We start from the raw sequence: 17,916 nt of genomic DNA, 5'->3' as shown, positions 1-17,916 counted from the left end.
TTTTCATCGTTGTTAGTCGTCCGCGTTTCTATTTCCTAGAAAGGGAGAGCATGAATGTCTAGTGCGACGTCTTCTCTCAGAGTCGCCATTGGCGGTGATGAGGCCGCTTACGACTTGAAAGAGATTCTCATTGGTTATATCCGAGAGTTAGGCTACGAGGTTGAAGATTTTGGCACTTTTAATGCCCAGCCGGTGCTGTACCCCGATGTTGCCTTTGAGGTGGCTACGGCGATTAAGGAGGGGCGCTTCGATCGTGCAGTACTGGTATGTGGCACGGGAATCGGAGTGGCTATTTCTGCCAATAAGGTGCCCGGTATCCGCGCTGCGCAGGCACACGATACTTACTCAGCAGCAAAGGCGCGCACCAGTAATAATGCACAGATTGTCACGCTGGGATCCAGAGTGATTGGGCCAGAGTTGGCTAAATCAATAGTGGCAACCTTTTTGGGCAGCAACTTTTCGGGTGGAAATTCCGAATTAAAAATAGCAAAGATTGACGAATATGAGTCTCGATTGAATACTCCGTAACCGTGGTATCGCTCATATTCGTCGACGCTGATTAATAACAACAGCATGCAAGCTGTGATCACGCAGTTTGGCCTCACTCCAGAGGATATAATAATGACACGCCTATTTAATGATCCAAATGATTTCCCTGAAGAAGCTCGTTTAGGTTTAGTAGCTGCTCATCGCGATAAGTTGATGGCTGTGCCGGGAGGTGTCGTACGCAGTACGCGCAGCCAGCCAGATAGTGTTGCGGTCGTGGTTGGCGGTGGTAGTGGCCATTACCCCACCTTTGCGGGGTTGGTCGGGCAAGGGTTGGCCCATGGGGCGGTCATGGGAAATCTGTTTTGCTCGCCTTCTGCACAGCAAGTTTATTCCGTCGCCAAAGCCGCCAACAACGGCGGTGGTGTGCTGCTCTCTTTTGGGAATTATGCGGGGGACGTGCTGCATTTTGGTGAGGCGCGCGAGCGTTTGATTGCGGACGGTATTCCCTGTGAAATCGTGCTGGTCACTGATGATGTCGCCAGTGCACCCTTGGCGGAGATTGATAAGCGCCGGGGCATCGCAGGTGATCTAACCGTTTTCAAGGCCGCCGCCGCTGCAGCAGAAAAGGGATTATCACTGGAAGAAGTAGTTCAAGTGGCGAAAGAGGCAAATCGCTGCACGCGCTCTTTTGGAGTGGCGTTTGAGGGATGCACGTTACCGGGTGCAGCCGATTCGCTCTTTCATGTGCCCGAAGGCAGGATGGCCATAGGGCTGGGGATTCACGGCGAGCCGGGTATTAGTGAGACGGATATTCCTTCCGCAGATGGCTTGGCAGAAATCCTCGTTGCCCGATTATTGGAAGAAGTTCCTGACGGTATCAGACTCCAAGGAGCTCGGGTGGCACCGATACTCAATGGCCTGGGTACTATTAAGTATGAAGAGCTGTTCGTTATTTATCGCAAGGTTGACGAGTTGCTGCAGGAAGCTGGATTAAGCATTGTGGAGCCCGATGTGGGCGAGCTGGTGACCAGTCTTGATATGGCCGGGGTTTCGCTGACGTTGTTCTGGCTTGATAAAGACATGGAGCCGCTGTGGACCGCCGCTGCGGATGCGCCGGGCTATCGAAAAGGCAGCGTGACGCCAGCGCAGGCGCTGGATCCTGCCGAGGTAGAGGTGGTTACGCAAGATGAGATTCCCGAGGCTAGCGATGCCTCGCGAAAATTAGCGTGCGGCGTCGTTGAGGCGCTCGAAGTGCTCGCAAATACGGTCAATGAAAACTGCGAGATGCTGGGCCAGATTGATGCGGTTGCTGGGGATGGTGATCACGGTATTGGTATGCAGCGGGGCAGCAGGGCTGCGCTTGAAGCGGCCAAAGAGGCTCTTGATGGCGGCGCGGGCGCGGAGACAGTGCTGCAGTGGGCTGGGCAGCGCTGGTCAGACGAAGCGGGCGGTACCTCTGGTGCTATCTGGCGGGTTATCTTAAAAGCGATGGGGGAGTCGCTTGGCAATGAGAAGCCGTTATCAGGACAGCGTCTTGCTGCTGGCGTGGTCAATGCCCGTCAGCAAGTCATGGCATTTGGTAAGGCTGAATTGGGCGATAAAACGCTTGTCGACGTGCTAGTGCCTTTTGCCGATGCCCTGTCGTGGGAGGCTGAGAAAGGCCAGGGAGCTTTGGCTTGCTGGGAATCCGCTGCACGCATAGCGAGTGAGGCTGCTGAGGCTACCAGGCAATTAATTCCCCGTGTTGGCCGCGCACGACCATTGGCTGAAAAAAGCGTGGGTACGCCTGATGCCGGTTCTGTTTCATTGGCGCTGATTATTCAGGCGCTGATTCCTGTGTTGAAAAAGTGTCAAGCAAGCTGACATGATACATGCCCTTCAATAACCCCTGGATGCCGAGGATGAATGGTCAAGACGCTGCAGATATAGACTTAATGACAGAGATTTCAACGCTCTACTATGTGCAGGGGGAGACGCAGGAAGCGATCGCAAATAGGCTCGGGCATTCGCGTGTGCGAATAGGGCGGCTGCTCAAGCGTGCCCAGGCAGAAGGAATTGTCGATGTCCGAGTGCGCCTGCATCCCGCCGTTAGTGTTGAGATTGAGCAGGAGCTCAAGCGGCGCTTTGGCCTGAAGCGAGCGTTGATTGCTCTGGATAATGCCGACCCGGATGTGCAGCGCTCGTCAGTCGCTAGCCTAGTGGCAGACCATCTGTCGCGTAGTTTGACCGATGGCCAGATCGTAGCCGTTGGCATGGGTCGTAACGTGGCCGCCGTGGCGGATAACGTTTTCCTGGCGGAGTCGTTGAAGGTTTCATTTGTGTGCGCAATTGGTGGCTCGCTGCGCGCAGGCGAGCATATGAATCCCGATCATATTTGTCGACGTTTGGCGAGTAGGTTTGGCGGTGATAGTGAGACGCTTTATGCCCCTGCGCTGGTACAGAGCGGTGAACTTAGGGATGCATTGTATGAAAACTCCACCGTGCGTCAGACGCTAGACCGGGCTCGACGCGCGGATACCGCTTTGATTGGCGTGGGTGACGTAAGTGAAGACAGTAATATGGTGCGTATGGGGTGGTTTTCCGCCCAGGAGATTGCTGAAGCACGGCTCTCTGGAACCGTGGGCGATATGATGGGCTATGACTTTATCGATATCCATGGGAAGCCTTCCGCAACGCAGATGCAGGGGCGTGTGGTGGGACTTAATATACAGGATCTCACGCGTATTCCAGACGTTATTGCTATCGCCAGTGAAAATACTAAAGCGGTTGGGATACTGGGGGCGCTGCGTACCGGGGTTATCGATACCTTGGCGACTAGTGTCACTAACGCGCACACCATTCTGCGTCTCGATGAAGCGACTACCGGGTAAGTGCGCGCTTGATTTGTATTCAAAACCTAAGGTTTCTCGGCATCTTACGCTTAGGTCGGCCCAACTTTCTCTGTTGCATTTATTGGCTTTTCTTGGGCATGTGGGCACTCTTTGGCATGCTTGGTTTCCCCCTTGTCCCTCGCTCCGATGTCAGTGATATTTGACGGGTGCTTGTACATTTGTACGATGCTGGAACATATAGCATGGCTTTAAGTGATGCTTTCGCATGGCCGTAATAATAAATAGTTTCCATTTTTAAAATTTAAATATAAAAAACAAATAATTATGTTATTGGTCTAAAGTATAAGATTAGAAAATTCCATTATGGATTGACTCAGCTATGCTTAAAGCAGTTAATTCATATGTACACAGCAAGATCTTTTGTAAAGCGTGCGCCGCTAGCCAAGCAATACAAGATATATTAGGAGTGAGTAATGCATAACGCCGATAACAACAATCACACCGAACTGCCTCTGACCATGCAAGCCGTCGTAGCCTACGCGCCTGGTGATTATCGTCTTGAAGAGGTGGGCGTGCCGAAGGTGGGAGAGGGTGAAGTCCTGATAAAGGTTGAAGCGTGCGGAATCTGCGCAGGCGATCTCAAAGCCTATGAAGGCGCCCCCAGCTTTTGGGGAGACGAAACCCAGCCCGCTTATATCAAAGCACCGATGATTCCAGGCCATGAGTTTATTGGTCATGTGATGGCTTTAGGAGAGGGCGTTAAAAACCTTGAGGTCGGTGATCGCGTTATTTCCGAGCAAATCGTGCCTTGCTGGGAGTGCCGTTTCTGTAACCGTGGGCAGTACTGGATGTGCGAAAAGCACGATGTGTATGGATTTCAGCACAACGTAAATGGCGGTATGGCTGAATATATGGTCTTTCCCAAAGAAGCCATTAATCACAAGTTGCCAGATGAGATTCCGATGGAGAAAGCGGTTCTTATTGAACCCTATGCTTGTTCGTTACATGCCGTTAAGCGTGCGCAGATTGAACTGGGAGATGTGGTTGTCCTCTCCGGGGCAGGCACCCTAGGGCTAGGAATGATCGGTGCGATCAAAAAGTCCGGGCCTTCCAAGCTGGTCGTACTGGATCTCAATAACAAGCGCTTAGAACTTGCTAAACAGTTTGGTGCTGACATTGTCCTGAATCCCGCTGAAGTCGATGTTATTGACTACGTTAAAGGCATAACGGAAGGCTATGGTTGCGATATCTATATTGAGGCGAGCGGTGCGGTACAGTCGGTAGAGCAAGGTCTTTATATGATCCGTAAATTGGGTCGCTTTGTCGAATTTAGTGTATTCAAAGAGCCAGTGACTGTTGATTGGAGCATTATTAGCGATCGTAAAGAGCTGGATGTGCTGGGTGCGCATCTAGGCCCTTATTGTTACCCACCTGTCATTGAGGGCATTGGTAATGGTGATTTCCCAACGGATCATGTGGTGACCCATAAGCTGCCGTTAGCCGAATTTCATCAAGGGCTAGATCTAATGCGCAATGACCCTAACGCATTAAAGGTTGTGCTTATACCTGACGGGAAGTAGGTAGTGAAAGTTTCTTATTTATAACTTTTTTATAACTACAATGATAACCGGAGTGATTATGTCGGCGACATTAAATTCGGTGCCCGGTGATAAGCGTATAAGGGCCTATGTGGCAGCTGCTTTTGCTTTAGCGCTGGTTGCACTCATGGCGTTTGATACCAAAGTCATTAGTCTTACTGAACTTGAGAGCGCGGTGGGGTTTTCACCCCAGCAATTTGCTCAGGAAACATTTCCAGAGATCCAAGCGTATGTCGAGAATAACGCTGTAAATGCATCGGTATTGGCGCCAGAGGTTCTCCAGGATGCCGGAGCGGCAGGTGAGAAATACGGCGTCGCTGCCGGCATTGGCCATATTGTGCCGGTCTCTTTATCCGGAGTTGCTGTAGAAAGCCGGGGGGGCGTTTACACCCTAGAGGTTGCCGATGTGCCTTCAGATATCGTTATTCGTGTGCAAACAGGCCCAGCCATTAATGGCACTACGCTGAGAGATACAACCGGCAATATTCAATTTGGCGACTTTACCAATCAGATTGAGTACCAAGATGTCGGCGCAGCGCTCAATGATGAAATGAAGCGTCAAGTGCTTGCGGATATTTCCGGGCAAGAGTTAACCGGAAAAACGTTAGAAGTAGTCGGCTCCTTTACCATGATAAATCCCAAAAACTGGCTAATTACTCCTGTGAGTATAGTGACCATTGAGTGAGGGGCGGCTATGAATATCGATAGATCAACAGTGGAAGTGGCTCCACCCGAGGTGATTCTTTCTGCACGCAATATCGAAAAGCGTTTCGGTGCCGTGCAAGCCCTCAAAGAAGTGAACTTCGATATATATCGAGGACAGGTGACAACGCTCTTTGGCGAAAATGGAGCGGGTAAATCTACGCTGATGAAAATTTTGTCTGGTGTCATTGCTCAGACGGCTGGGGAGATTGTATTGGAAGGAGAGAGCGTCAGCTTTTCTTCACCGTCGGATGCTGAAGCGCTGGGGATTACCATTATTCATCAGGAGTTGAGCTTGGCCCCTAACCTGAATGTGCGTGACAACATTTTTATGGGGCGTGAGCTGACTAAAGGAAGAGGCAGCGTCGACTATAAAGAAGAGGCACGTCAGGCTGAATTGTTAATGGAGGAGCTGGATGAACCGATCCACCCTCTTACCCTGGTCGAAGATCTACGGGTGGGGCAGCAACAAATCGTTGAAATCGCGAGAGCGCTGTCCAAGAACTCTCGCATTTTGATTATGGATGAACCGACTTCCGCATTGAGTGCCACGGAAGTCGAGACGTTATTCAAAGTCGTCCAGGATCTCAAAAACAAGGGTGTGTCGATTGTTTATATTTCTCACCATTTGGAGGAGGCGCTGCAGATTACCGATCATGCCGTTGTTCTCCGTGATGGGGTCATGACTGCTTATGCCCCACGTAGTGATATCGACCTGCAGTGGATCGTCAGGCATATGGTAGGAGAGAGTTTCGACCTTGGCTCACCGCCCACAGGGTATGAGCAGGGCTCCACCGCGCTCTCTATTCAGAACCTTTACATAAGCGACGATAAAGTGGCAGGTCGCTATGTTGTTGAGGATCTTTCTCTTGATGTGCGCGCAGGCGAGATTGTCTGCATTTATGGGCTAATGGGCGCTGGAAGAACTGAGTTATTGGAGTGTGTGGCAGGGCGAACCCGGCAGTCCAAGGGAGATATCTTGCTCAACTCAACTGACGTATCCCATTACAACATTGCACAGCGAATCGAGAGAGGGTTGGTGTTAGTGCCTGAGGATCGCCAGCGTGATGGGTTAGTACCCACCCTGTCAGTCGGTAGAAATCTGTCGCTAGCCAGTATTCATGCGTTTACTCGCAAGGGGCTTACTTCTTCCAGCTTGGAGGCAGAAATGATTAATTCAGCTATCGATAAGGTGCACATTAAAACAGACGGCGGGGAGGCTTCCATTGGTTCATTGTCTGGCGGTAACCAGCAAAAAGTGGTGATCGGTAAGATGTTGGCTACCCATCCAGACGTCATCATACTTGATGAGCCAAGCCGTGGTATCGACGTGGGCGCCAAGGCCGAAGTGTTCAAGTTATTGAGCCAAGGGGCTCGGCGGGGGTTGGCGGTTGTCTTTACAACATCTGAAGTAAGCGAGTGCTTGAGTATTCCACACAGAGTGCTGGTGATGAGCAAAGGACGGATCTCCGCTGAATTCAAACCGGGTGTAACGAAAGATGAAATTATGGCTGCTTCGGGCGAATCAGTTGCTGCATGATTATTCAATCGGATAGGTAATGACTATGTCTCATCACAACAATAACGCGTTACAAGATGAAAAAGGCAGTATCGATATCGTCAAGATTTTGCTGGAAGGTAGGGCTTTTTTTGCATTAATCGTGATCATTATTGTCTTTTCCATGCTCTCGCCTGTTTATTTTTCAACGGGTAATTTTTTAACCATGTCTTCGCATGTGGCTGTTTTTGGTTTGCTAGGCATCGGCATGCTGTTTGTCATTCTGACTGGCGGTATCGATTTATCGGTTGGCTCTACGTTGGCACTTTGCGGAGTGTTCGCGGGTATGTTGTTAGAAGGGGTGGAGATTGAAGCGTTTAATTTGGCTTTCTATCCTTCAGTGTGGGTCGTCGTGGTACTTACTTGCTTACTGGGCGGCCTCGTGGGGGCTATAAATGGCGTATTAGTTGCCTACTTCAAAGTGCCTGCTTTCGTGGCCACACTGGGCATGTTGTATGTCGCGCGCGGAGCCGCACTGCTGCTAACCGATGGATTAACGTTCAATAGTTTAAGTGGTGACCCTACATTAGGTAATACTGGGTTTGAATGGCTTGGGTTTAATAAACTATTCGGTATTCCTGTAGGTGTTTTGATTCTCTTTTGTGCTGCGGTTATTTGCATGTTGGCGCTCAGTCGTACGCCGTTTGGCCGGTGGATTTACTCTACCGGTGGCAATGCGCGTGCTGCAGAGCTATCAGGGGTGCCCGTCAATCGCGTTAAGCTCTCCGTCTACATTATTTCCGGCGTGTGCGCAGCCCTGGCTGGGATTGTGCTTGCCTCACAGTTGACCTCTGCTGGGCCTACGGCAGGTACTACCTATGAGCTGACAGCGATTGCTGCTGTCGTTATCGGCGGCGCCTCACTGATGGGGGGACGTGGCACGGTTCGAAATACTTTATTGGGCGCATTTGTAATTGGCTTTCTCGCCGACGGTCTGGTCATCATCGGTGTGTCTGCTTATTGGCAAATGGTCTTCACGGGTAGCGTGATTGTCTTCGCTGTCATGTTAAATAATGTCCAATACAGTGCTAAACACAAGTCCTCGCAACAAGCCGAGAAAACGACAGAAAGTAAGCGTGAAGGTTCTAGAGCAAGTGCTACTTAACGTAGCATTGCTTAGAAGTGTGGCCTGCTCAGGTCTACCGATTCAAAGACCAACAATCATAACTATGAGGTAATAATCATGCTTCCAAAAAGTAAAAAAGTGCTTTTTACAGCTCTCGCCAGTGTCTCGATGCTCTTTAGTAGCTCTATAGTTGCTCAGGACAAGGGACTGATCTCAATTATTGTCAATGATATGTCAAACCCCTATTGGCAAACGGAAGGAACAATTGCTGAGCGTACAGCAGAAGAATTGGGCTATGATGCAAATGTAAGTTCCCATGTGGGTGACACCAACACTGAAAGCAATCAGGTCGATACGGCAATTACCAATGGGGCTAAAGCAATCATTCTCGACCCTGCTAATGCGGACGGTTCCATTGGCGCTGTGCGAAGAGCAATCGAGGCGGGAATTCCGGTATTTATTATTAACGCTGAGATTAACCAGCAGGGATTGGCCAAAGCGCAACTGGTTTCCAATAATGCGCAAGGAGCCGCGTTAGGAGCGCAACAGTGGGCAATGCAACTAGATGGCGAGGGATCCTATATAGAGTTAAAGGGACCCCCTTCTGATAATAATGCTGCGACAAGATCCAATGGCTATGAGACGGTGCTTAGCCAATACCCCGATCTTAGCCTTGCTGCGTCTGACATCGCTAACTGGGATCGGACGGAAGGGCGCAATAAAATGCAGAGTATGCTCCGTTCTCATCCTGATATTCGAGGCGTCATTAGTGGTAACGACGAAATGGCTTTAGGCGCCATTGTGGCTCTAAAGCAGGAGGGGCGGCTAGACGATGTAATAGTAGGTGGTTTTGACGGTTCACCAGATGCTGTTGATGCGGTTCGCTCGGGTGAACTGGCCTATACCGTTCTACAGCCGGTGGCCGTATTTGCAGAACATGCAGTAAAAATTGCTGATCATTACATTAATACCGGAGAAACAGGGTTGGATAGTGAAAAACAGCTTTATGACTGTTTCCTTATTACTCAAGATAATGTCGATAGCTATACCTCTCCCTTTGTGTTGGAATAATAGGTTTTAGAAGAGTAAGCGTTAGAAGAGTAGGTGTTAGAGGAACTTGCCTAGAGGCCAGTCAGCTTTAAAGCTGGCTGGCTTTTTGAATAAGAGGGGGTGTCAATGATCTTTAATTTTGGTTCCATCAATATCGATTATACTTACCGTGTACCCTATTTTGTCCGCCCTGGCGAAACCTTGGAAAGCGGTGATTATAATATTGGGTTAGGTGGAAAAGGCGTCAATCAGTCACTGGCAATAGCGCGTGCCAAAGGAAGGGTGAGTCACTGGGGGCGAGTTTCATCGATAGATGCCTGGGTGACCAGTGAGCTTGAGTCTGCGGGTGTTGGTGTGAAAGATGTCGAATTGACCTCAGAGCCAAGTGGGCATGCCATTATTCAAATTGACGCACTGGGTGAAAACGCTATTCTTTTGTTCTCTGGCGCCAATTATGGTTTTACGCAGGAGAAAATGACGGCTCTTATTGCGCAAACCGCTCCTGGCGACACAATACTTATTCAGAACGAATGTAACGGGCTTGATCAGCTTATTCCATTAGCAGTGAGCCACGGCTGCAAGGTGATATTTAACCCAGCACCAATGACCTCGAAGGTATCATCACTCCCTCTAGACCAATGTGAACTGCTTTTTTTTAACCGTACAGAGGCCGCCGCTTTATTAGAGATGCCGGTAGAGTCGAGCGCCGCAGATTTGCTAAGGCGTTGTAAAGAATCGCTTGGCGATGTCGAGGTGGTTCTTACCCTAGGTAGCGAGGGGGCTTGGTATCAGCGCAGCAGTGAGACTCTTTTTCAATCGGCTTTAAAGGTAAAGGCCATCGACACAACGGCCGCAGGCGATACCTTTGTGGGTTACTTCCTTGCCGCTAGGCAAGCTGGCCTAAAGCCTTCACAGTGTTTGCAAAGGGCAACAGCGGCGGCTGCCCTGGCGGTTCAAAAACGCGGCGCTGCCAGTAGTATTCCAATGGCGGAAGAGGTTGATAGATTGATGTGTCAACAAGAAGCGCTATAGAGTGCGGCAGTGGTTTGTTTTCAGCATTATCTTGGTCACTTTATCTTAACGTCTTCAGAAGGCCGGTGGCAGTGACGCCCCGGCCACTAAGGACCATATCCGAATCAGGATCCTCCGAAATCAGCGGATTGCTCACGCCATAGTGCCGCCTCGTGGCGTAGGGTGCTGGCGAGCAGTGCGATGTCGTTGGGGCCGGCCACGAAGCGGTAGCCACTATTGGTAAGAGTGGTAACATCGCGACCGGGCCCGGTGATGGTGCCCATCCAGCGCCCGCTACTGGCGATGCGGCGCTCAAGATCCTCAATCAGACGGCGTACCTCGGGTGCCTCGAGACGTTCGAGCAAGTCCATAGAGCCCGCCAGGTCGTTGGGGCCGATGAACAGCATGTCTATGCCATCGACCTCGGCGATCGCCTCGACGTTATCTGCCCCTTCAGTATGCTCGATCTGGGTGATCAACAGCAGGTCATCGTTGGCTTGACTGGCGTAATCACTGAAAGCGCCGTAGCCTGAGGCGCGTACGATAGGAGCCGCATAGCCACGCTGTCCATGAGGAGGGTAGCGGCAGGCATCGACGATAGCTTGAGCCTGTGCAGCGCTATTGACCATCGGCACCATGATTGAGCGTACCCCCATATCCAGGATTTTCTTCAGGTAGGTGGGGTCGTTGGCGGGAATGCGTAAAACCGCTTCACCACCTGCTGCTTCGATGGCGCGAACTAGATGCGCGGTATGCTCGAGGCTGGAGACACCGTGCTCGTTGTCGATCAGAATGGTTTTCCAACCTGCCCAAACGGCAATTTCGGCTAGTTCGGGGCTGGCGCTTTCCAACCACAGGGCGCTAATGGCTCGACCCTGCTTAAGGGCAAGTTTGGTACGGTTGCGATGGTTCATGGATAGGTTTCCGTTTCCGAAGAGGGGCTAGGGTGGCGACGACGCTGAACACTCTCATAGATACCGCGAGTCAGCAGCAACGCCCAGAGCAGCAGGGTGAGTGTGCCTAGCGCCGCCGCCCAGGGGCGATCGAAGAAGGCCAGCAAGTCGCCTTGGGCCTTCATCATCGATGTCATGAAGTTTTCCTCGACGATTGTGCCGAGAACGATACCCAGTATGGCGGGCGCCAGAGGAAAGCCATTGGCCTCCATGGCGTAACCCAGGACACCCAGCGCCAATACTGTCCAGATGGCAATGACCGAGTTGGTAATGGCGTAAGCTCCCACCAACGAGAACAGTAGTACACAGGGCATGAGGACCCGACGCGGGATACGTACCACCTGACTGGAAGCCATGATCACCAACAGGCCAGCAGGGATCATCGCGAGATTGCTTAGTGCGAAGGCGCCGTAAAGGGTATGTACCAGTTCTGGTGACTCGGTAAATATCTGCGGCCCAGGTGACATCCCGTTGAGTAGCAGGATGCCGATGGCAATAGCCGTGACGCTATCGCCGGGGATACCGAACACCAATGCTGGCGTCCAGGCGCCACCGATAGCGGCATTGTTGGCGGAGCCTCCATCGGTTACGCCCTCAATGTACCCCGTACCGTAGCGTTCGGGATGGCGCGAGAAGCGCCGTGAAATCGCATAACAGATCCAAGCGGCGATATCTGCCCCGGCGCCGGGCAGCGCGCCGATCAGGGTGCCAAGTACGCTGGAGCGGGCGATGTTGCGCTTGAAGCGGCGCAGTACGAGCGCTGCCTCATGCAGCGCTTTGGAAAATGACTCTTGTACTGCATTGGCAGGTTGGTCGCGATGTCCTATCTGTGCACTGCGCAGAATCTCGCTGAGCGCAAACAGGCCGATGATGGCGGGAATAAAGCTAATGCCATCGAACAGTTCGTAATTGCCGAAGGTGAAGCGTGGATGGCCGACGGCGACATCGATGCCGATAGTGGCGATAAATAGGCCGAGGAAGAGGCTGGAAAAGCTCTTGGCGACGCTACCGTTACTAGTTAGTACCGCGCAACTCAGTCCTAGGCAGGCCAGCCAGAAGGTTTCGAAGCTGGAAAACTGCACTGCGACACGGGCCAACTGAGGGGCAATGAGCGCTAGAAGGGCGACACCCACCAGGCCTCCAATGCAGGCGGCGAACAATGACACCATCAGCGTCGAGCGGGAGCGTCCTGCGCGTGACAGGCGGTAAGCGTCCTCGACGTAGGCCGCGGAGGCGGGCGTGCCGGGGATACGCATCAAGGTGCCGGGTACGTCGCCAGCGAAAATCGCTGTGGTAGTTGTGGCGACAATGGCGCTGATGGCGATCAACGGATCCATGAAGTAGGTAAAGGGCACCAGAAGGGCCACCGCCATGGTAGCGGTTAGGCCCGGCATGGCGCCGATGAAAGTGCCATAGAGCGTACAGGCGGCGATGACCGCTAGAGACGCTGGACTGAATAGGGCAGTAAGGGTCGAGGCGCTCATAGCGTCACCATGCCATTGGTGTCAGCAGGCCCCAGGGGAGCGGGACGCGCAGCAGTGAATAGAACAGCAGATGCACGCTGATCACCAGGGGTAGCGCTAGCAGCACTGCGCCCCCAGCACGCATCCCGAAGATCAGGGCTGTGGCGGAGACTGCCATTAAGGAAGCAATATGAAAGCCCAGGGGGGCGAGCAATAGGCCATAGCCGAGTATCACGATCAGCAGGGCCAGGGGGCGTGCCGCCATCCGCCAGCCTGTTTGCCGAGGCGGCATCGTCGAAGTGCTCGGCGCCTTCCGCCGCCCCCGCGACCCAAAGCCGATTAGCGCTCCGCAAACTATCAGGCCAATCGCCGCGATAGAGGGAAACAGGCCGGGGCCGTACTCCAGCCCGCCCAGGGACGGGAAGGTTGAGGCGCGCCAGAGCACCAGTGCGCCGAAGAGAACCAGTAGGCTCCCCGACAATCGATCATTGCACATGAACACCTCCTGCTTATCAATCGGCCTCGCTTATTTGGCGAGGCCGATCGCTTCGACCACTTCGCCCAATTGACGATCAGCCTCAGCGAGGAGTTGAGCGGTCTCGTGACGATTTTCGAACACTACCTGAGTGCCACTGCTGCGCTTGAACTCGGCCCAGGCTTCACTGTTGATAGCTGTCTCGATTGCTTGCTCGTAGGTGCAGGCGATCTCGTCCGGTAGACCGTCAGGGCCGCTGACCGTCACAAAGGCACTTAGTGTCCATCCACTCTCCAGTGTGTCAGCTGTCAAAGGGACTTCAGGCATCTGTTCCATCGGAGTATCGCTCATGTAGCCCAGCGCCTTTAGTTCCCCCTGTTCGATCAGGTTGCGGGCCTCAGCGAGTGAAGGTGTCGCAACATCAATGCCCCCTGCCATCAGTTCCTTGAGTGCAGGCCCAGCACCTTGGCTGGGGATCCAGCGAATGGCGTCGGGAGCCAGTCCTTCGGCCTTGAGCATACCGGCTAGGGCGAGATGCCAGATGCCGCCCTGGGCAGTTCCCGATGCGGTCAATTCTCCGGGGGTCTGGCGTGCCTCGTCGAGTAGATCCTCAAGCGTTTCGTAGGGCGAATTATTTTGTACCACTACCCCAGGCGAGCTGCGGTTAATCAATGCGATGGGCGTGATGTCCTGGTAAGTCAGCGGCGTTAGGCCGAGCCAGTGCATGGTGTCGATCTCGACAGTGGCGGCACCAATGGTATAGCCGTCAGGTCTGCCACGCGCGAGCGAGGTGTGGCCTACAACGCCGTTTCCACCGGTACGGTTGATGACGTTGAAGGGCACACCCATTTGTTCCTCAAGCAGGCTGGCCAACCGACGTGCATTGGCGTCGGTGCCGCCACCAGTACCCCAGGGAACGATGAAGGTAACGGCTCGTTCGGGCTGCCAGTGACAGGTTTCAGTGTTATCGGCTGAGGCGGAAGTGGCTGCCAACGAGGCCCATAGGGGCAGTGAGATAGTCATTATTGTTGTCGAGTTTGTGCGTGTCATGCTGTGTGCTCCTGGCAGTGGCGAGGGATATTGACGGCGTTTTTTGATAGTTGTTGGGATGCCTTCATTGTCATTTTTTACCTAGTTCAATCGATTGAATAAATACAACTTTGGTCGTTATAGAATTGGAATTCCGTGTTTACGAGGCTTGCGATATCACTAAAAAAGCCGCTATGAGAGTATGTTGCTCATAATTCCAAAAGGAGGCTGGCGTACTAGATCGCGTTCCGTCGCCTATAAATCATGGGAGTTGAGTTTTTTATATGGCAAGTCGTCCGACACTTAAAACTATCGCCGATCAGGTAGGCGTCACCGTTTCCGCAGTATCATTAGCCCTGCGTAATGATCTGCGAATTTCCCAAGCGACGCGGGAGCGTATCCAACAGGCTGCGAAGGAGCTGGGTTACGTCTATAACCGGCATGCGGCGGGGTTGCGGAGAGGCGATAGCGGCACTGTAGCGGTATGCCTTAATGATCTGAGCAACCCCTTTTTCACCGAATTCCTTGGGCATATGGAAGCGCGCTTCCGCGAGGCGGATCGCATGATGCTGTTCTGCCATGCCCATGAAACACCATCGATCCAGGCGCGCTTCATTCGTCAGATGGCCGAGCATGGTGCCGCGGGTCTGATTTTAGTGCCTGTCGCCGGTACCACCCGAGAAGATCTTGATGGGCCGCAGGTAAGGCATCTACAGGATTTTCCGCTGGTGCTGATTTCCCGGGATGTCGCTGATACAAGTTTCGATCGAGTCATCAACGACGATGTGCTAGGCATCCGTCTTTTATTTGAACACTTATATGAAGCAGGGCATAGGCGCTTTGCTTGGTTGGGTGGTGGCGGTGATACGTCCACTGCCCGTGATCGAGAATGCTCCTTCCGGCAGCAGATGGATGCTGCCGGTTTGCCTGTCACCAGTGATTCGGTTCACCACGGGCCAACGACACTGGAATTCGGTGACGCCATGCTAAAGCGGCTGCTTGCGATGCCGGAACCACCGACCGCAATTATGTGTTTTTCGGACATTATCGCCTTTGGTGTGCTGGCGGCGTGCTACCGGCATGAGGTGCGCCCAGGTGTGGATATTTCTGTCACCGGTTTCGATGATATGGCTGCGGCCGCCTACTCGGCACCAGCATTGACCAGTGTGCGGGTGCGCACTGACCTAATTGGCCAGTGTGCCAGTGAGTTGCTGCTTTCTCGTATGGCGGGGGAGCAATTTCCGCCGGTTCGGAAGGTAATACCGCCCGAGCTGGTGGTGCGGGCGAGTACCGGGCCGGCAGCATGAACTTTGCACTCACCTGACCTCCGCTACGGCGAACATAGCGGTGATGGTAACCGAACGTCCTTAAATGGACGCCTATCGATCCGATCCTGAGCTACCCAACCTACCTACACCCATGATTGCCCACGTTATCAGCGTTAGGGCGTCACTTTGGATCAGCCTCATGAGTTGAAAAGGCTTGAGTTACTTTGCAGCAAAGAGCCTAAACGGCTATTTAAGCGTCAAACGTCTATGAATTGACTCAGGTAGCGAGCTTACATTCAGATTGCCCGCTACCTAAGCATCTCCACAACTTTGGCAGTGGTTTATCTTAGTCCTTGAATCCGTCGATGGTTTTCCAAAGTCATTACCAACGCTGCAGCCGCTTCCTGGCCTTTGGCACGGAAATGGTCATAGAAAAAATCATGATGCGTGCTGTGTTCATGGAAATGATGCGGCGTCAGCACGACAGAAAGTATGGGAATTTCTGTTTCCAGTTGCACCTGCATCATGCCTTCAACCACTGCTTGAGCCACGAAGTCGTGGCGATAGATGCCTCCATCAATAACAAAGCCCGCACCCACAATGGCGCTGTAACGACCTGTTTTGGCTAGCAACTTAGCTTGAAGAGGCACTTCATAAGCCCCCGCAACTTGGAATATTTCTATTTGATCAGCGGAAAAGCCATGCTCGCTGGCAAGTTGAGCAATAAATGCTTCTCTGGCTTGGGCAACAATATCGTGATGCCAAGACGCTTCGATAAAGGCAACGCGAGGGAATGAAGAAAGTTGGGTCTGATTCATGGTCATCCTAAGGGGATTGGTTACCAGAACCAGGGCATGAGGCATCCAATAGCACAGCACCCGCATGCGTTGGAACGCTACGGGTAATATCACTAGGAAACCTTCTCTTTTATCCGGACTATTACCGTCGGCTTCGGAATCTCACCGAATCTGCTGTCCTCAACCGTTAGGTGACACCTCTGGTTGAGCGCTCGTGGGCTTATCCGCATCAATAAAGATATGGCATCACCACCGGTGGGGACTTACACCCCGCCCTGAGAAAGTTCGCCATTACTGGCGGAAGACATTATACGCTGGCTGGCCGACAGATACAGATAGCATGACCAAAAAATTAAGATGATGGATGACGTCTTGAAAGGTGAGCTTAGCAACCAAAGGCGTACCTCTTCGCCATCATTGAAGCCCAAACCACTGGTGAAGTGCTAGACTACTGGATATCATTAGCAGGTTAATTATTGCGTCAATAGGGACAGATTTTAAGATTTAGGGAGTCGATGTGAAGGGCGTCATGTTGAATGCAGGGAGCGCAAAAGCGCTGGCAATATCACTAACCGTTGGCGCCGTTGGCGGTACGCTGTTTCAACTGTCCGGTTTGCCCCTTGCATGGATGCTTGGCCCTCTTATTGCCAACCTCGTGGTCTCTTCACAAGGCGTGAAGGTCGAAGTGCCTGAGCCACTGCGTAACGTATTTCTAGCCGTCATGGGGTTGGTGTTGGGTAGCCAGGTGACGCCGCAGCTGGCTCATCGCGTACTGGATTGGCCGGTTTCTGCTGCTCTCTTGCTGCTGGGAGTAGCCGCCTCCACTGCCGTAGCCGCTGCCTGGTACCGGCGCTGTGGTTTCGACCCCGTCAGTGCCTGGTTTGGTGCCTCGCCCGGCGCGATGACGGCGATGATTCTGTTGGGCGAAAAGTGCGGTGGCGACCCCCAGCGTATTGCAGTCGCGCAGTCGCTGCGCATCATTTTAGTGATTCTTTTTTTGCCGCCGCTATTTTGGGCCTATGAGGGCGGAGGCGAGGGCATCGGCCCTGTTCATAGCAGTTTTGAACACGGCTGGATGCTACTGATGATCCCGCTGCTGTTGCCGCTAGGACGCTGGCTGCGAATTCCCAGCCCTGCACTGCTGGCACCACTGCTAGCCGCTGCTCTATTATCCGGTGTTGATATTGCCAGTTTCGCTCTCCCGGAATGGGGGATGAACCTGATGCTGTGGGTGCTGGGCAGTGCCATTGGTTCGCGCTTTCAGGGCATGACGCGAAAGCTTTTTGGCCGCTATTTATGGCAGTCTGGTGTGGCGACGCTGTTAGCGTTGCTGGTACTGGCACTCTTTGCTGAGCTGATTCACCAACTGTTAGGGGTAGGGCGCGATGTGGCGCTGTTGGCGCTGGCGCCGGGGGGCATTGGCGAAATGGCTATTTTGGCCGTCGCGCTCAATATCGACCCGGTGTTTGTTGCCTTTCACCACCTGCTGCGCATGGTCACGCTGATGATCATTGCGCCTTTTTGGGCGCGTTGGCTGCTGCGCCACGCCACTTCTTAAATCTTAAACAATCAAACTGTTACATAAATAAGTTAACGTCTGTCACATCAATTTCAGACACACCAATT

16 protein-coding genes and 1 riboswitch are annotated in these 17,916 nt (G+C 52.7%); of the genes, 11 read left to right on the top strand and 5 right to left on the bottom strand.

The features are described 5' to 3' along the window. Positions 1-54 precede the first annotated feature (54 nt). From LMS44_RS16245 to LMS44_RS16205, 9 genes are all read left to right on the top strand, one after another. Positions 55-528 (top strand): RpiB/LacA/LacB family sugar-phosphate isomerase, encoded by a 474-nt coding sequence (locus LMS44_RS16245; RefSeq protein WP_022522467.1) that lies wholly within the window; start codon positions 55-57, stop codon positions 526-528. Between the two features lie 93 nt (positions 529-621). Next, positions 622-2,352 carry a dihydroxyacetone kinase family protein gene (locus LMS44_RS16240; RefSeq protein WP_027959984.1) on the top strand — a complete coding sequence of 577 codons (1,731 nt, stop codon included), beginning with the start codon at positions 622-624 and terminating at the stop codon, positions 2,350-2,352. Positions 2,353-2,390: 38 nt separating this feature from the next. Beyond that, positions 2,391-3,359 (top strand): sugar-binding transcriptional regulator, encoded by a 969-nt coding sequence (locus LMS44_RS16235; protein ID WP_022522469.1) that lies wholly within the window; start codon positions 2,391-2,393, stop codon positions 3,357-3,359. A gap of 434 nt (positions 3,360-3,793) precedes the next feature. Further along, positions 3,794-4,900, top strand: a complete 1,107-nt coding sequence (locus LMS44_RS16230; protein WP_027959986.1) for an MDR/zinc-dependent alcohol dehydrogenase-like family protein — start codon at positions 3,794-3,796, stop codon at positions 4,898-4,900. A gap of 58 nt (positions 4,901-4,958) precedes the next feature. Then, entirely contained in the window at positions 4,959-5,603 is a 645-nt protein-coding gene (locus LMS44_RS16225) for a DUF2291 family protein (RefSeq protein WP_278370126.1), read from the top strand. A gap of 9 nt (positions 5,604-5,612) precedes the next feature. Next, positions 5,613-7,160, top strand: a complete 1,548-nt coding sequence (locus LMS44_RS16220; protein WP_039860922.1) for a sugar ABC transporter ATP-binding protein — start codon at positions 5,613-5,615, stop codon at positions 7,158-7,160. Between the two features lie 25 nt (positions 7,161-7,185). Then, positions 7,186-8,283, top strand: a complete 1,098-nt coding sequence (locus LMS44_RS16215) for an ABC transporter permease (protein WP_022522473.1) — start codon at positions 7,186-7,188, stop codon at positions 8,281-8,283. Positions 8,284-8,361: 78 nt separating this feature from the next. Continuing rightward, positions 8,362-9,315 (top strand): D-ribose ABC transporter substrate-binding protein, encoded by a 954-nt coding sequence (locus LMS44_RS16210; RefSeq protein WP_009288677.1) that lies wholly within the window; start codon positions 8,362-8,364, stop codon positions 9,313-9,315. A 105-nt stretch (positions 9,316-9,420) separates the two neighbouring features. Beyond that, complete coding sequence (locus LMS44_RS16205) at positions 9,421-10,326, top strand: ribokinase (RefSeq protein ID WP_342584876.1); 906 nt, start codon at positions 9,421-9,423, stop codon at positions 10,324-10,326. A 104-nt stretch (positions 10,327-10,430) separates the two neighbouring features. On the opposite strand, the gene LMS44_RS16200 is transcribed toward LMS44_RS16205, so the two are convergent. From LMS44_RS16200 to LMS44_RS16185, 4 genes are read right to left on the bottom strand one after another with little or no spacing between them, the layout of a single operon-like run. After that, positions 10,431-11,219 (bottom strand): HpcH/HpaI aldolase family protein, encoded by a 789-nt coding sequence (locus LMS44_RS16200; RefSeq protein WP_342584875.1) that lies wholly within the window; start codon positions 11,217-11,219, stop codon positions 10,431-10,433. After that, positions 11,216-12,742, bottom strand: a complete 1,527-nt coding sequence (locus LMS44_RS16195) for a tripartite tricarboxylate transporter permease (RefSeq protein WP_490203968.1) — start codon at positions 12,740-12,742, stop codon at positions 11,216-11,218. The genes LMS44_RS16200 and LMS44_RS16195 overlap by 4 nt, the downstream gene beginning before the upstream one ends. A gap of 4 nt (positions 12,743-12,746) precedes the next feature. After that, positions 12,747-13,217 (bottom strand): tripartite tricarboxylate transporter TctB family protein, encoded by a 471-nt coding sequence (locus LMS44_RS16190; protein ID WP_474192379.1) that lies wholly within the window; start codon positions 13,215-13,217, stop codon positions 12,747-12,749. A 30-nt stretch (positions 13,218-13,247) separates the two neighbouring features. Then, positions 13,248-14,246 (bottom strand): tripartite tricarboxylate transporter substrate binding protein, encoded by a 999-nt coding sequence (locus LMS44_RS16185; protein ID WP_498945696.1) that lies wholly within the window; start codon positions 14,244-14,246, stop codon positions 13,248-13,250. Positions 14,247-14,509: 263 nt separating this feature from the next. Here LMS44_RS16185 and LMS44_RS16180 point away from each other — a divergent pair, with 263 nt between their 5' ends. Next, entirely contained in the window at positions 14,510-15,532 is a 1,023-nt protein-coding gene (locus LMS44_RS16180) for a LacI family DNA-binding transcriptional regulator (RefSeq protein ID WP_498945694.1), read from the top strand. A gap of 302 nt (positions 15,533-15,834) precedes the next feature. Here LMS44_RS16180 and LMS44_RS16175 read toward each other — a convergent pair whose 3' ends face one another. After that, the gene (locus LMS44_RS16175) at positions 15,835-16,311 is read right to left on the bottom strand and encodes a 6,7-dimethyl-8-ribityllumazine synthase (RefSeq protein WP_498945692.1); all 477 of its coding nucleotides are present in this window, start codon (positions 16,309-16,311) and stop codon (positions 15,835-15,837) included. Between the two features lie 97 nt (positions 16,312-16,408). Beyond that, positions 16,409-16,577, bottom strand: a riboswitch (FMN riboswitch). A 242-nt stretch (positions 16,578-16,819) separates the two neighbouring features. Between LMS44_RS16175 and LMS44_RS16170 the strand changes: the two genes are divergently transcribed. Beyond that, positions 16,820-17,848, top strand: a complete 1,029-nt coding sequence (locus tag LMS44_RS16170; protein ID WP_498947301.1) for an AbrB family transcriptional regulator — start codon at positions 16,820-16,822, stop codon at positions 17,846-17,848. Positions 17,849-17,916: the final 68 nt, after the last annotated feature.

Source organism: Halomonas profundus (assembly GCF_020865425.1).
GTDB lineage: Bacteria > Pseudomonadota > Gammaproteobacteria > Pseudomonadales > Halomonadaceae > Vreelandella > Vreelandella titanicae.
This window is presented reverse-complemented; position numbering and strand designations above follow the sequence as displayed.